The following is a 13,920-nucleotide window of genomic DNA, read 5'->3' on the forward strand; positions in this document are numbered from 1 at the left end:
GCGGTCCAGGCTCATGTTGAAGTGAACCCCGTTGTCACTCATGTTGTGGCAACGATTGCAGAGTGGAACCGTGAACCCCTCTCTATCGGATATCTTCCTGTTCGGCCCGCCGAATATGTGGTGACAGGCTTCCGCCCGTCCGCCACACACGCAACATTCATTCCAGTCTTCTGGCTGGACCAAGATTGACTTGTGAGGCTTCATGCTTTCGCCTCCTTTTGTTCCTTGATTCTCAACCCGGCTACCGCTCTTTGCCATGCCGGAACGGTTAGTTCCTTTATGTTCTGGCAATGTACCCATGCCAGAACCTTTTTCAAATCAGATCCGGTCTTTTGACACAGAACTTCCAGCTCGTTCTGTTGCTTTTGAGTTGCGTATTGAACCGTTGGCTTAGTAGGTTCTTCTTCTACCTCTTTCTGATATTTAGTTTTGTACTGACCCCGATACACCGAGGCCGCAACCCCGACCATCTTGGCCGCCGTCCCCAGAGCATCTGTAATAGCCATCTTGAAGCCTTCATCGTTGCCATGAAGGCCGTTTTTATCTTTCTGAATCAGGAAGTCACCGCCGCTTCCAGGGATAGGGGCTGACCAACCATCTTTCCCTTTTACATACAGGTTGACGAATACGAACACCATCAGCTCCCCCGTGGCCTGAACCGGGACCATTTTGGTATCAGTGACTTCATACCGCCATCCTTCTCCGCAAAGCCCGAAAACATCGGTAAGGGCTTCATACCTCCATTGTGGATTTATGTCAGACTTTCCCTTTAATTTTCCAAAGGAAATCGGTTTTGTCGCATCTTCTGGAACTGCCGATAGTTTTGTATATCTTTCATCCATCATTTATCCCTCCCATTCGGATAGAACGCTCGTTCAATGTCTGCCAGAATGGCATCCAGTTCCGGGTCTGGTTTTATATGCTTCTTAAAATCAAATCCGCCCCAACCGGAAATTTTATATACTTTCCGGTTATATTCCTCGATTGCCTCATCCCATTCTGAACGAGGTTTGTAATATTTTACGTGCTCAACATAATTAATCACGTCAACCTCCTTATTCGAACCAATTGCAACAAAACCTCACGCCATCCCATTTTTTTCTGAACCACGCAAGACCTTGTTTGTTTTCAGGTCCTTTCTCCGCTTCTCCAGGAACTATTACAAAGAACGTCTCGGGATCAACTTCGTATTCCCCCGATGGGAGTCGTTTAATGGCCATCCCCCGTTCATGGAAACCGATAATTTCTTTCAGAAGTTTCCGGTCTTCTTCCAGCCCAGGAATGTCTTGTTCAGTTATTACTGCCATTTACATCTCCCCCTTCTGCCATCCACTGAATGAAGGCTTCCTTCGTACAGCGGACTACTTTCCCGTGCCGAACTGTCTTTAACCGTCCGGTCTTGAAAATGTCGTATGCCGTTGCCAATGAGCAATCCAAGGCCGTAGCCACATCTCCAGCGCTCATCACGCCAGGGATTTCTGGGTAGATATCATTAACTTCCCTCCATGCCTCCAGGCTCTCCAGCCGTTTTTGCATGGATTCAAACTCTTCTGCCAGTTCATGCAGGACTTTAACTGCATCCATATTCACACCCCCTTGAACCGCCTCATCACTAAACGCCGGTGTTCTCCGTCCATCTCCCAGACCGTTGCCCTGTACAGAGACTCATCACGAGCCGCCGCCATCGCCTCAGCGAGAGAACTATACTCCCTTTTGATTTCTGGCCCCTTGAAGGCCGTTTTATATTCCAAAACGTACAACTTAAATCCCCCTTCCGCTGTCTCCACAGAGAGCGGCAACAACTGCCATAACGTAGATTACCCTGCAAGTTGCCGTATTATGCTCATGCCAGGCCCATAAAAATGGCAAGCAAGCCAGAACCCATATCTTTTCAAGCTTTCCCATACTTTGCCTCCCATCCTCGTTCAACAAGTGCTTCAAAAGTCGTGTTTAAAGAACGAGCAATTCTCAAATATACGCCAAGTCGCAGAGACGTCTTTTTTTTAAAAATGTAACGCCAATTTTGGCGTGACATATGAAGCTGTTTTTCCGCAAACTCCACAACGTCCATTAGCTTATCGTGGCGAATTGCCTCAACCCCAACAAAGAACAGTTTTTCTTTTTCCTCATTACTCAACTCATCAATAGATGGGGCATTCGGCTTATACTCCTCTAGCACCGTCTGGGGGCACGGCTTTTTAATTTCTATATCCCGCTCATGGTCCTGCCATTTCTGGACCAATGCGGAAAGCTCGAACATCTGACTAGGTGTCAGCCTCATGTGAATATCAATAAGTTCCATAGCACCCTCCTTTTACTGCTCAATCATGGGAAGAATCCCATGCTTCTTTAGCTTTTGGTAAAGGAACAAGCGTCCCTTTTGCGTCCATTCTGTCGTCATCTTCACGTCCGGCCTGCCGTCGGCGTGGTTGAAGGCGAAACTCTTGCTATGCGTGTAGCCTTTCGCCTGGTATCTGCTGTACAGTAGCCATTGCCCCGCCATCTGGTAGATGATTTTTAAATCAGCAAGGACTTTATTCATTGCCCGTCCGCTCATGCCGTAGTCTTTCGCAATGGCGGTGATAGGCACTGTACCCTTACTGGATAAAATCTTGTCGGTGTAGTCGGCTTTCGGCTTCAATTCGCCAATTAACTGACGTTGGCTTTTTACCGTAGCAAGTGCGGTATTATACCGTTCTTGCTCTTTAATCCATGCCTTTGCCCGTTGGATAGGGTCTTCGATCATGTAGCTGTCCGGGCTTTCCATCTCGTTGAACCGCTTCACATATTCAGCGGTGAACAGGATTCCCTTTTCTCCCGTCAGCTTGTTGGCTACCATTTCACAGCCTTGTTTGGTAATGTCGTAGCGTTTTACTTCCTTACCATTGCCAGCCTGATTGTAGGTGCGCTCGATAAAGAAATTTGAAGAGCTCAATTTTGAGCCCTTGCCCAAAACTTCAATGTAATGGTCAATGTTGCGAATAAGATTCTTGTGTTGGATTCCGACCATCTCAGCTACTTCTCTGCTGTCTAAAACTGGGACCTGCTTTGTGAATATTTGCAATCCGTTCATTTACTTTTCCTCCTTTAATTTTTATGTGGTACAATTCCCATAGGGGGTGTGTACCAATGACTGTTCAAGAAAAAGAACGTCTCGTAAAACTTTTTGAAAAAGAAACCGTTTCTTTTGCCGAATTGCGGCGCGCTTTTCCAAATTTCTGTAACGAATGCTTCTGTGTGCTTGCGGGTATCGGTCCTGACCATTCGCCCGGCAACCTTATCGTGCTTAAAGATCCCAAGGGTCCGTGTAAGGAAGGATACCCAATGCTTCGGGATGACGACCTTTTCTGTCTGACCGAAGCCGGAGAGGATTGGCGTTATCGTATGGATAAGGAGCAGAAAGCTAAGCAAATCGCATATATCAGCTGTTTTCTTTCAGGTATTGCAGCCATAGCGGCCGTAATATCCCTTCTTTGCTAAGGGTCCGGTGGGCAAGGATATAAAAAATCATTTGTAGCCTTACCCACAAATTTGCTCTTATGTACGCCCATTCCATATCGAAACGTGGTACATAGCCTTTCGCTACAACGTAAGTTTTTGGGACGAAAAACCTTTGACCACTTATAGGCCATGGGGCCTCTCCCCTGACCCGGTAGGAAGGACGCTTTAACCAATCCATTCCAGTTCCTATTACCTTACCCTTTCCCAAGCCTCCACTATCAAAATGGAAATAAATTATGGTGCCCTTGGGGATATTGTCGGTTTTAATCATTCAATCCACCTCCGGCCACCTTAAATCTCCATTCCCTTAAGAACCGCATCAACGGAGCTAAAGACCTCTTGCACTTGGTTCCGTTTGATGTGATTTTCTTTTAACAAGTCCAAAATACCGTTGACTACAGTTACGACAGTCTGTTCTTCCAGGGATTTACCACACCATGGAATATCTTTCGTTGTTTTAATCCACTTCATTTTTAACCGTCTCTTTTCCATCTCTGTTACCTCTTCGATGCTAAGCACCGGGAGTGCAGAACCCTTATAAATAATCATTTCTCTCATTGTCTAGGCTCCTTTTGTATCTTTTTAGGACACTTTAGAATCAAAAAAAATTTCATTTACATTTTCGGCGGTCAAATCATAGCGTTTCTGGATGAATCCAATTTCGGATTGTTTAAAGTCAGACGCTCCATTCATCTTGCTGTAGAAGGTCTGTCGAGCCATCCCCATAGCAGCAGACAGGCTTCTGACAGTGTCGTCATTTAAAACCATGACGGCCCGCAATTTATTCTTGTTCATCTCATCACCCCCTTTTGTATCTTTTTAAGATACTTATATCATAGCATAACTTCCGTATCCTTGCAAGACATTTTTATTTATTTTTTTGAACAGCCGTGATATAATCAAGACAATAATAAGAAGAAAGGAGAACTGACGATGGAATTCAAAGACAGGCTGAGAGAATTGAGAATCAAGAACAACATGACTCTGGAAGAAGTCGCCGAGCATGTGGGGCTTCAAAAGGCCGCAATCTATAAATATGAACATGGAATCGTGGTTAATCCTAAGCGCGGATTAATCGAAAAACTAGCAAGCCTTTTTGACGTTAAGCCGTCCTACCTTTTAGGCATGGAGGAAACGCCCATAGTAAAGGCTGTAAAAATCCCCGTCCTAGGAACAGTGGTAGCCGGAATTCCGTTAGATGCCGTAGAAAATATAATCGGGTGGGAAGAAATCAGCCCCGCTATGGCGGCCACTGGGGAACACTTTGCCTTACGGATAAAGGGCACTTCCATGGAGCCTCGAATTTGTGAAGGGGATATAGTAGTAGTACGAAAACAAGAGGATATTGAAAGCGGCGACACGGCTATAGTATTAATCAACGGTGGAGAAGCTACAGTAAAGAAAGTTAAGAAGACAGAAGAAGGCATTATGCTCATAGCAAATAACATGGCGGTTTATAGTCCGCATTTTTACAGCAACAAGGAAATTGAAGAACTCCCCGTCAGGATCATCGGGAAGGTTGTTGAGCTAAGGGGGAAACTATAAAGGAGGAGAATTATGACTTGGGGAGAACTATTAATTCTGATTGCCTATTATTTTATTTCTAGTATTCTTGTAAAGCAGGTAAGAATTCTGTCCCCCATTCTGGCCATTGTTCTGCCTCTTATTGCTCTAATATTCGCACCCGTGTGGTATTGCCTATTCCTGCTAGCTATGTTCATTACCGTAGTGTTCGGGTATAACCCAGAGGTTCCTTATTATTTTCAGTCTGCATTTTCAAGAAAATATGGGTATATCCCCAACAAAATAGCAATGGGATTGTTTGCCGTCGGAGTTATTCTGCTAGTGTATGATATTTTAAAATTTTTCAACATTTTATAGAAAGGAGAAGAAAAATGTTAAGCCTTATAAGAAACCACTCTATTAAACCTATGGGAAGAAAAGCGTTTACTAAAAGAATAGTTGTTATTGAGCTCATTGGATTCCTGGGAACATTTTATTATTATGCTAACATTGAACAGGTTCACCGCTTTATAATTTCACTTATTAAAAACGGCACAGGAAACGTAATTAGCTCTATGTTTATTTGGCTCATTATCGGATTGAGATTATTAGAATTTAACTATATATTGCGCAGGGCTAAGGATGTTGGAATATCATGGCCGGGCGTTCTTGCTTTTGTTGTGCTAGCAAACCATTTTAAGCTGGCTAAACTGGTTGGGCTAATGGCGTTATGTATAATAGAGCCACAAACAATTATTCAAGATACTGCGTCGTCCGCCGCTATAACCGGGAGGATTACAAAACACGATTCCCAAGATATCAGCGTTTCCGATCTTGACGATTTTAACAGCCCAAAAGTTGCCAAAACGCTAAAGAAGCTTCCCCCGATATAAAAGCAAAAGGCTCATGTAAGAATGGAGGTTATCCTATGAGAAAGAAAATTTTAGTTTTAACCGCCATGTTAGTTTTAGTCTGCTCTACTGCGTTCGCCTATGTTGGCAACACCCGAACAGGGAAGTTCCATAGGGACGGATGCAGGTATGTCCAACGTATGTCAGAAAGCAACAAGGAATACATTGAAACAAGAGAATAAGCAATTGACGAAGGCTACGTGCCATGTAAGGTGTGTCGGCCTTAAATAAAGATATACCGTGCACCTGCACGATATGGTATACAGTCAAGGAAAGGATGATAAGAATGAAAAAGGTTTTGGCATTAACCACCCTGTTAGTAATGGCCCTGTCTAGTATTTGCTTTGCAGATACGTATGTGAACGGGTACTACAGACACGATGGTACATACGTGCAGTCACATCACAGGAGTGACCCCGACGGATATACGGGGAATAACTGGAGCCACCACGGCAACACCAACCCCTACACCGGAAAAAGAGGATATAATAATAACTAAGCACTAGGGGCTGGGAAACTCCAGCCCCTTTTACGCATAAAAAAAAGAGCTTCCCCGAAGGGAAGCCCAATTTATTGCGCCCGGGAAGGGATTCGAACCCTGCTAGCGTCCAATATTTATCCCGGGGACCCGTTAACCGATTAGCTAGCCATAATCGGCCGGGCCATATGAATACCCCGGAGCGAATTTCCACACTTTTCAGGAGTGCTGGTATTTCACCATCGCTGTACCCGGCGGTATTATTAAAAGATGGTGGTAAGGGAAGGAGTCGAACCTTTCGAAGCCGGAGGCGGTGGATTTACAGTCCACTGGCATTGACCGCTAGCCACACCCTACCACGAGTTAACAGGCCAGCCCCAGGAGCATGTGATTTCTAAGCTTTCGCCTACTCCCATTCGGGAACACAGCTTTTTTCCTTCACGAGCGGCCTGAAAAAGAAGTCTCCGGTATTGGCCAGCCGAGGATTCTAAGGAGAAATGGAAGCGGTGAAAATCGAAACGCCATATGGCCATATGGCTTATCTGGAAAGCCCGCTTCTCCCATGGTCAAGGACTTTTCCTGTAAAGAAAGGAGGTGCTATGGAACAAAAAGACATAAGTCAGAGACAATTCCACCCGCATTATTATTATACCTCATTCCACCGTTATGACCTAGACCCAAGGAGGCAATATGTATATCTTCAAAACGCCCGCTGGAACGTGGGCATTTCGGATTGATATAGGAATGGACCCCCGGACTGGAAAACGCCGTCAGAAGTCCCGCCAGGGCTTCCAGAGAAAGAAAGACGCAGAAGCCGCCGCCCGGGAATTGCAGACGCAGATACAACGGCAAACGTATGTCATGGACAGCCCGTTGACGTTCGAACAGTTCAGCCGGGAGTGGATGGAGCGATATAGGTTGACGGTTAAAGAATCAACATACAAGGCTCGGATCCCGGATGTGAACGCCTTGCTATCTCAGTTCGGCAAGGTCCCTATCCAGAAGATTGACCTACGAACGTATCAGAGCGCCATAAACGAGCTTTCAAAGCACTATGCTATATCTACTCTTAGGCTCATCCACAACAGCGCACAGATGATATTTAAGGACGCTAGGCGGTATGAAATCATAGCAAAAGATCCTACGGAGTTCGCAAGACTTCCAAAAGCTCCCGACAGCATAGGGGTAAAGCTACCGACCTATTTAGACCGGGAACAGCTGGAAGAGTTTTTAGAAGCCACGAAAGCATCCCGCCCGGAGCAGGATTACACAATGTTCCTTTTGTTGGCCTACACCGGATTGAGAATCGGGGAAGCAATGGCCTTGACATGGGAAGACGTTGACTTCTCAGCCGGACAGATTACAGTCAATAAGACCTTGTTCTATTCAGCAGGGAAATATAAATTGACCACGCCGAAGACCCGCCGTTCTAATCGCGTCCTGGACGTTCCTGCCGTAGTTCTATCTGCTTTAAAATCGCACAAGCGGGAGCAAGCCGGAGCCAGGTTAGCCGCCGGGAGCCACTGGCACAAGCCGGAGAATTACGTTTTTACCACACCTACAGATCCAGGACGAGCCACAAATCGTTCGTACTGGCGGGAGCATATCAAGGCCGTGCTGAAGCTCTGCCCAGACCTTCCGTTCATCCATCCCCATTCTTTCCGCCACACCCATGCCAGCCTGCTAGCAGAAGCCGGAGTCAGCTTAGAAGAGATAGTCGACCGGCTAGGCCATACCGCCGACGGCGTGACCCGGAGGATTTACTTGCACGTCACCAAAGGACGGAGAAAGCAAGTAGCAGAACAATTCGCCCGCTTCATGGGGCAATAATTTTTTTAATCATTTCCCGTGCAGTTTTTGTGCAGTCCATATAAAAAGAAAGACCCGGAACCGCAGTATTCAAGCGTGTCCGGGATTCTTCTTCCAATTATAGCGCAAAAGGAAGCCTCCAGTTTACTGAAAATTTTCTTTTTACCATCTGATGAAAAAATTACGAAAAAATGTCCATACCAGGATGGCGCCCAGCCCCACCAGGGCAAACCCCAGAAGGGTGGGCAGCAGGAACACGACGCCCAGGAGCAGGGCTGCCATCACCAGGACCAGTCGGGCGTTCATCTTCACCAGTTCCCAAATGCCTCGCCATTTGGCTTTCCGGGCCGCTTTTTCCTGTTCCCGGCGCAGGTCTTCCCGATCATAGACTCTCCAGTCCCCATCGCGAGGGCCCTCCTGTCCTGTTTCAATAGTCACCCCATCAAAGGAATCCCGTTCTTCCGCGCTCATCACCTGGGCTTCCACGTCCTCATTGGGCGTGCCGCAGCCCGGGCAGGCTTCCATATCGTCCGGATATTCCAGTCCACAATGCTTACAGATCATAGATTACTCCTACACAAATTGAGAAAACAGCATCAGGAATCCCATTTCATCCAGGTACCGGGGATCCGATGGTTCCAGTTTCAGCTGATTCCGGATCTCCATATAGGCCCGGGTCAGGTCCCGGTGGGGAATGCCGAAGGTTTCCAGATAGAAAGGTTTCTTTTGGGCAGCCCGCTTCTCATTGATCTCCAAGAAATTCTCCACCAAAGCCGCCGCCCACACCTGGGCCTCCAGCGCACCGGTATAGGGCTCCGAGGTCTGGAAGTCCGCCCACATATGGCGGAGGAGACGAATATCGTATTCGCTGCGTCCGCTGACCAGCAGGATTTCCTGGATGATCTTCTCCACCGGAGAGAGGTTCTCCGGCAGCACGCTGGGCTGGTATTCCTGCTGCCTGGTCTCATAGGGGAACCGGCAGCCGGCGGGATTCTTGCTCATGAGGCGCAGCACCTGGCGGCAGACCAGGGCCTGCCGGGAAAGGAATTCCGTCCAGTCCGCTCCGGGCTTCTGGACATCGTACCAGTCCCGGCATTCCGTCAGCACTTCCAGCAGCCGTTTCCGGGCCAAGGGCTTCAGGCTGTAGGTCTGGAGATAGTTCATCCCCATGCTCCTGTTATAGAACACATGGCCCATCATGACCCGGTCTTCCAGGGGGGTCTCCCCTTCCAGGGGGAAAGTCAGGTAATAGGGCTCTCCCGTCAGGAAATCCCGGCAGACATACCGGTATTCATCAATGGGCTCCTCGATGGTAAAAATGGACAGGAACCCCAGGCATAGTTCGTTCACCAGCTGGGGATAGGCACTGTGCCCATTCTTCCGGAAATATTCCAGAGGGGTCAGGTCCCCTTCGATCAGGTGGTAATCAAAGAGGAAATAATCCCAATAGCCCCGCCAGAAGGCATCCATCCCATCGTTTTCCAGGTCCAGGGTCCCCAGGGCCGTTTCATACAGGGTGACGGAACGGTCAAAATCCAGGTTGAATTCATCTTTCTGGAAAAACTGATGGATCTCTTCCATCACCCCTCGGAGGGATTCTCCCGCATTCAGGAACACCCTGCCTTCCGGGGGAGGGGCGCTCTTCTCTTCCCGGGCTTCTTCTCCAGGGAGATACACCCCGCTCTCATCGATGATGGCCAGGGTTCCGTCGTCCCGGAGCAGCTGTTCCCGGGCCAGATAGGGAGCCAGGGAACTGGACAGTTTCCCCTCCTGCTTCAAGAACACGAAAAAGCTTCCCAGGGTATCCAGGAAATCCTTCACGGAAGCGTAGGAAACCTGGAAATCCACCACATTCCGGCCGCACCAGGAAACCAGATCCACAATGTCGTCTTCTGTCATCTCTTCCAAGGTCATTTCTGCGTTCTCGATATAGATGCACAGCATCACCAGCTGTCCCCACTGATGCTGCATGGCCGGGTCATCCACTCCGTGCCAGCCCAGATGGCGGAAGTACGCTTCCACATCTTCCTGGGGCAGCACCAATTCCCAGCCGGTATCATTACTGTAAAAACTTTCTATTGCATCATAGACATTCGGCATTGTTTGTCACCTTACTTCATTGTTTGCTATCAACAGGCCCTCAGCCCAAGATCCGGGAAGAACAGAAGTCCACTACCGGGCAGGCCCCGCAGTCCGGCTTCCGGGCCTTGCAGATTTTCCGGCCATGCCAGATGAACCAGTGATGGGCCTCTCCCCACTGGGACCGGGGAATCAGCTTCATCAGATCCTGTTCCACGGCCAGGGGATCATTCCCTTCGGAAAGCCCCAGCCGATGGGCCACCCGGAACACATGGGTATCTACGGCGATAGCCGGCTGGCCGAAAGCCACGCTCAGCATCACATCCGCCGTTTTCCGCCCCACTCCGGGCAGGCTCAGGAGGCTTTTCATGTCCTGGGGGACTTCCGAATGGAACTCCTCCACCAGCTTCCGGCACAGGCCCAGGATATTCCGGGCTTTGGAGCGGAACAGGCCGCAGTCCCGGATTTTTTCTTCCAGCTGTTCTTGGGTGAGAGCCCCCAGCTTTTCCGGCGTATCGAATTCCGGGAACAGCCGGGCCGTCACCTTGTTCACCCGTTCATCGGTGCACTGGGCCGAAAGGACCACCGCCACCAGCAGCTCAAAAGGAGACCCATAGTGGAGGGCCGTCCCCTGCCCCCGATAGGTTTCCTCCAGGCCCTTCAAGATGGCCTGCACCCGTTCTTTCTTCCGCATCAGTTGGTCAGGCTCCGTACCGGTGCCGGGATCCGTCCGCCCCGATGGATGAACACATCCGGTTTGAAAGGATTGACGGCGATGATGGGCGCATAGCCCAGGAGACCGCCGAATTCTACTTTGTCCCCTACCTTCTTGCCGGGCACAGGGATCAGCCGCACCGCGGTGGTCTTGTTGTTGATCATGCCCACAGCCGCTTCGTCGGCGATGACGGCGGAGATGGTTTCTGCGGTAGTATCCCCCGGAACGGCGATCATATCCAGCCCCACTGAGCACACGCAGGTCATGGCTTCCAGTTTCTCGATGGTCAGGGAACCCTTTTCCACAGCCGCGATCATGCCGGCATCTTCCGATACAGGGATGAAAGCACCGCTCAGGCCGCCTACATAGCTGGAGGCCATCAGGCCGCCTTTTTTCACTGCATCGTTCAGCATGGCCAGGGCCGCCGTGGTGCCCGGGCAGCCACAGGATTCCAGGCCGATCTCTTCCAGGATATGGGCTACGGAATCCCCTACCGCCGGGGTGGGCGCCAGGGACAGGTCGATGATCCCGAACTGGGTATCCAGCCGTTTGGCCGCTTCCTGGGCCACCAGCTGGCCTACCCGGGTGATCTTGAAGGCTGTCTTCTTGATGGTCTCCGCCACCACGCCGATATCTTCTCCCCGGACCGCTTCCAGGGCGTGCTTCACCACGCCGGGACCGGATACCCCTACATTGATGACGGTCTCTGGTTCCGTGACTCCATGGAAGGCCCCGGCCATGAAGGGGTTATCCTGGACCGGGTTGCAGAAGATCACCAGTTTGGCACAGCCCAGGGCATCCTGGTCCGCGGTGAGACGGGCGGTTTCCTTCACCACCTGGCCCATTTCCCGGACGGCGTCCATATTGATGCCGGCCTTGGTGGAACCGATGGCCACAGAAGAGCATACGATGTCCGTGGTAGCAAGAACTTCCGGGATGGAACGGATCAGGGTCCGATCCCCATGGGTGTACCCTTTTTCCACCAGGGCGCTGAAGCCGCCGATGAAGTTCACCCCTACGGCTTTGGCCGCGTCATCCAGGGCTTTGGCCAGGGGCACGTAGCTGTCCGTCTGGCAGGCTTCTCCCACCAGAGAGATCGGGGTCACAGAGATCCGTTTGTGGATGATGGGCACCCCCAGTTCTGCTTCCAGCTGTTCGCCCACCTTCACCAGGTTCCGGGCTTTGTCTGTGATCTTGTCATAGATCTTCCGGGCACAGACCTTCACATCCGGATCCGCGCAGTCCCGGAGGCTGATGCCCATGGTGATGGTGCGCACATCCAAGTTATTCTGGGTGATCATCCGGGTGGTTTCCAGTACATCTTTGATTTCGTAGAACATGTACGGGCCTCCTTAAATCCGGTGCATGGCCGTAAAGATCTGTTCGCTCTGTACGCGGATTTCCACGCCCAGTTCCTTGCCCAGGGCCGTGGCCTTTTCTTTCAGGGCTTCCACAGATACAGCCGCATTGTCCAGGTCGCCGATCAGGACCATGTTGAAGAATCCGTCATCGATGTTCTGGTTGATGTTCAGGATATTCACATTGTTTTCCGCCAGCAGCGTGCTTGCCTTGGCGATGATGCCCACTTTGTCCACACCTACGATGGTCATAACGATACGCATAGATAACATCCTTTCTGTTTCAGGGACTCCGGAATTGGTTTACTGCAGGAGTTTACATTTTATTATACGATAAAATCCCACTGCCTTCAATGTTACTGAAAGAATCCACAAGGATTTCACGATTTTCCGTCTCCGATGCACGAGATGTGTGTCCCCCTGAAAGGGAGAAAGGCCCCGCGTCAGCGGGTAGAGGGGGCCTTCCGTATCATATGAAACAAACATTCCCACCCATAACGAGAAAATTATTCGACTAAACCCCGTTCTTGTGATATGATAGGGATACAAAACCGTACTGTCTATTTTCAAGGAGGATGGATCATGCAGGAATATAAACCCGTTAAATCTGGGAAAGTCCGTGAAATCTACGATCTGGGCGACAGCCTGATCATGGTGGCGTCCGATCGGATCTCCGCCTTCGACCACATTCTGAAAAACACCATTACCGACAAAGGGGCCATCCTGACCCAGATGTCCAAATTCTGGTTCGACTATACCAAGGACATCATCCCCAACCACATGATCAGTGTGGATCCTGCGGATATGCCTGAATTCTTCCGGACGCCGGAATTTGCCGGCAAGAGCATGAAATGCCGGAAACTGGACATGATCCCGGTAGAATGCATCGTCCGGGGCTACATCACCGGCAGCGGCTGGGAATCCTATAAAGAAAACGGCACCGTCTGCGGTATCCAGATGCCCGAAGGGTTGAAAGAATGCCAGAAGCTGCCCGAACCCCTCTTCACCCCCAGCACCAAAGCCGAACTGGGCGACCATGATGAAAACATCACGGAAGACCAGTGCGTCACCTACCTGGAAAAGATCTATCCGGGCAAAGGGGCGGAATATACCAAGGCCATCAAGGACGCCACCATCGCCCTCTATAAAAAATGCGCCGATTATGCCTATGAAAGAGGCATCATCATCGCGGATACCAAATTCGAATTCGGCCTGAACGAAAAAGGCGAAGTGGTCCTGGGCGACGAAATGCTTACTCCGGACAGCTCCCGGTTCTGGCCCCTGGCAGGGTATGAAGCCGGCAAGAGCCAGCCGTCCTACGACAAACAGTTCGTCCGTGACTGGCTGAAAGCCAACCCGGACAGCGACTACCTGCTGCCCCAGGACGTGATCGACAAGACCATCGCCAAATACAAAGAAGCCTACGAAATGCTCACCGGAAAGAAGTTCGGGGAATAAGGAATAGAAAAAAGGGGGTGTGAAAAAATACTTTTTCACACCCCGTCACTAGTCACTAGTCTCTAGTCACTAGCCGATGGAAGCCAGCTGACGCTAGCGAAATAAAGG

General features: G+C 49.9%; 19 protein-coding genes and 1 tRNA gene. 6 read left to right on the forward strand and 14 right to left on the reverse strand.

The window, feature by feature from the left end:
* Positions 1-200: 200 nt before the first annotated feature.
* From ACTUHY_RS05720 to ACTUHY_RS05745, 6 genes are all read right to left on the reverse strand, one after another.
* On the reverse strand, positions 201-845 hold the full coding sequence (locus ACTUHY_RS05720; RefSeq protein WP_442826945.1) for a hypothetical protein: 645 nt from the start codon (positions 843-845) through the stop codon (positions 201-203).
* Positions 842-1,045: a hypothetical protein gene (locus ACTUHY_RS05725; RefSeq protein ID WP_442826946.1), complete on the reverse strand. Its 204-nt coding sequence runs from the start codon at positions 1,043-1,045 to the stop codon at positions 842-844. The genes ACTUHY_RS05720 and ACTUHY_RS05725 overlap by 4 nt, the downstream gene beginning before the upstream one ends.
* 10 nt (positions 1,046-1,055) lie before the next feature.
* A complete protein-coding gene (locus tag ACTUHY_RS05730) occupies positions 1,056-1,307 on the reverse strand; it encodes a hypothetical protein (protein WP_442826947.1) in 252 nt (83 codons plus the stop codon).
* Positions 1,291-1,584 (reverse strand): helix-turn-helix domain-containing protein, encoded by a 294-nt coding sequence (locus tag ACTUHY_RS05735; protein WP_442826948.1) that lies wholly within the window; start codon positions 1,582-1,584, stop codon positions 1,291-1,293. The genes ACTUHY_RS05730 and ACTUHY_RS05735 overlap by 17 nt, the downstream gene beginning before the upstream one ends.
* A 307-nt stretch (positions 1,585-1,891) precedes the next feature.
* Positions 1,892-2,302 (reverse strand): hypothetical protein, encoded by a 411-nt coding sequence (locus tag ACTUHY_RS05740; RefSeq protein WP_442826949.1) that lies wholly within the window; start codon positions 2,300-2,302, stop codon positions 1,892-1,894.
* 12 nt (positions 2,303-2,314) lie between these two features.
* Positions 2,315-3,073 carry a phage antirepressor KilAC domain-containing protein gene (locus tag ACTUHY_RS05745; protein ID WP_442826950.1) on the reverse strand — a complete coding sequence of 253 codons (759 nt, stop codon included), beginning with the start codon at positions 3,071-3,073 and terminating at the stop codon, positions 2,315-2,317.
* A 56-nt stretch (positions 3,074-3,129) separates the two neighbouring features.
* Here ACTUHY_RS05745 and ACTUHY_RS05750 point away from each other — a divergent pair, with 56 nt between their 5' ends.
* Complete coding sequence (locus ACTUHY_RS05750; protein WP_442826951.1) at positions 3,130-3,480, forward strand: hypothetical protein; 351 nt, start codon at positions 3,130-3,132, stop codon at positions 3,478-3,480.
* A gap of 312 nt (positions 3,481-3,792) precedes the next feature.
* Here the strand turns inward: ACTUHY_RS05750 and ACTUHY_RS05755 are convergent, their stop codons facing one another.
* Positions 3,793-4,059, reverse strand: a complete 267-nt coding sequence (locus ACTUHY_RS05755) for a hypothetical protein (protein ID WP_442826952.1) — start codon at positions 4,057-4,059, stop codon at positions 3,793-3,795.
* A 24-nt stretch (positions 4,060-4,083) separates the two neighbouring features.
* Positions 4,084-4,296 carry an XRE family transcriptional regulator gene (locus ACTUHY_RS05760; RefSeq protein WP_442826953.1) on the reverse strand — a complete coding sequence of 71 codons (213 nt, stop codon included), beginning with the start codon at positions 4,294-4,296 and terminating at the stop codon, positions 4,084-4,086.
* Between the two features lie 138 nt (positions 4,297-4,434).
* Here ACTUHY_RS05760 and ACTUHY_RS05765 point away from each other — a divergent pair, with 138 nt between their 5' ends.
* Genes ACTUHY_RS05765 through ACTUHY_RS05775 form a run of 3 tightly spaced genes read left to right on the forward strand, consistent with a single transcriptional unit; the run spans position 4,435 to position 5,897 of the window.
* On the forward strand, positions 4,435-5,046 hold the full coding sequence (locus ACTUHY_RS05765) for a LexA family protein (RefSeq protein WP_442826954.1): 612 nt from the start codon (positions 4,435-4,437) through the stop codon (positions 5,044-5,046).
* A gap of 12 nt (positions 5,047-5,058) precedes the next feature.
* Complete coding sequence (locus ACTUHY_RS05770; RefSeq protein ID WP_442826955.1) at positions 5,059-5,382, forward strand: hypothetical protein; 324 nt, start codon at positions 5,059-5,061, stop codon at positions 5,380-5,382.
* 14 nt (positions 5,383-5,396) lie between these two features.
* Positions 5,397-5,897 (forward strand): hypothetical protein, encoded by a 501-nt coding sequence (locus ACTUHY_RS05775; RefSeq protein WP_442826956.1) that lies wholly within the window; start codon positions 5,397-5,399, stop codon positions 5,895-5,897.
* Positions 5,898-6,664: 767 nt separating this feature from the next.
* Here ACTUHY_RS05775 and ACTUHY_RS05780 read toward each other — a convergent pair.
* A tRNA-Tyr gene (locus ACTUHY_RS05780) sits at positions 6,665-6,751 on the reverse strand.
* Between the two features lie 332 nt (positions 6,752-7,083).
* Between ACTUHY_RS05780 and ACTUHY_RS05785 the strand changes: the two genes are divergently transcribed.
* The gene (locus ACTUHY_RS05785) at positions 7,084-8,223 is read left to right on the forward strand and encodes a site-specific integrase (protein WP_442826957.1); all 1,140 of its coding nucleotides are present in this window, start codon (positions 7,084-7,086) and stop codon (positions 8,221-8,223) included.
* A 141-nt stretch (positions 8,224-8,364) separates the two neighbouring features.
* Here the strand turns inward: ACTUHY_RS05785 and ACTUHY_RS05790 are convergent, their stop codons facing one another.
* The 5 genes from ACTUHY_RS05790 to ACTUHY_RS05810 are packed head-to-tail and all read right to left on the reverse strand — an operon-like array spanning position 8,365 to position 12,618.
* A complete protein-coding gene (locus ACTUHY_RS05790) occupies positions 8,365-8,766 on the reverse strand; it encodes a hypothetical protein (RefSeq protein ID WP_442826958.1) in 402 nt (133 codons plus the stop codon).
* A gap of 9 nt (positions 8,767-8,775) precedes the next feature.
* Complete coding sequence (locus ACTUHY_RS05795; RefSeq protein WP_442826959.1) at positions 8,776-10,302, reverse strand: hypothetical protein; 1,527 nt, start codon at positions 10,300-10,302, stop codon at positions 8,776-8,778.
* 40 nt (positions 10,303-10,342) lie between these two features.
* Positions 10,343-10,975: an endonuclease III gene (nth, locus tag ACTUHY_RS05800; RefSeq protein ID WP_442826960.1), complete on the reverse strand. Its 633-nt coding sequence runs from the start codon at positions 10,973-10,975 to the stop codon at positions 10,343-10,345.
* Positions 10,975-12,336: a PFL family protein gene (locus tag ACTUHY_RS05805; protein ID WP_442826961.1), complete on the reverse strand. Its 1,362-nt coding sequence runs from the start codon at positions 12,334-12,336 to the stop codon at positions 10,975-10,977. Before ACTUHY_RS05805 ends, nth begins: the two co-directional genes overlap by 1 nt.
* A gap of 12 nt (positions 12,337-12,348) precedes the next feature.
* The gene (locus ACTUHY_RS05810) at positions 12,349-12,618 is read right to left on the reverse strand and encodes an ACT domain-containing protein (protein WP_012938827.1); all 270 of its coding nucleotides are present in this window, start codon (positions 12,616-12,618) and stop codon (positions 12,349-12,351) included.
* A 318-nt stretch (positions 12,619-12,936) separates the two neighbouring features.
* Between ACTUHY_RS05810 and ACTUHY_RS05815 the strand changes: the two genes are divergently transcribed.
* Positions 12,937-13,812 (forward strand): phosphoribosylaminoimidazolesuccinocarboxamide synthase, encoded by an 876-nt coding sequence (locus ACTUHY_RS05815; RefSeq protein ID WP_442826962.1) that lies wholly within the window; start codon positions 12,937-12,939, stop codon positions 13,810-13,812.
* Positions 13,813-13,920 lie beyond the last annotated feature (108 nt).

It is taken from the genome of Acidaminococcus nyctereutis (genome assembly GCF_052216985.1).
GTDB lineage: Bacteria > Bacillota > Negativicutes > Acidaminococcales > Acidaminococcaceae > Acidaminococcus > Acidaminococcus fermentans_A.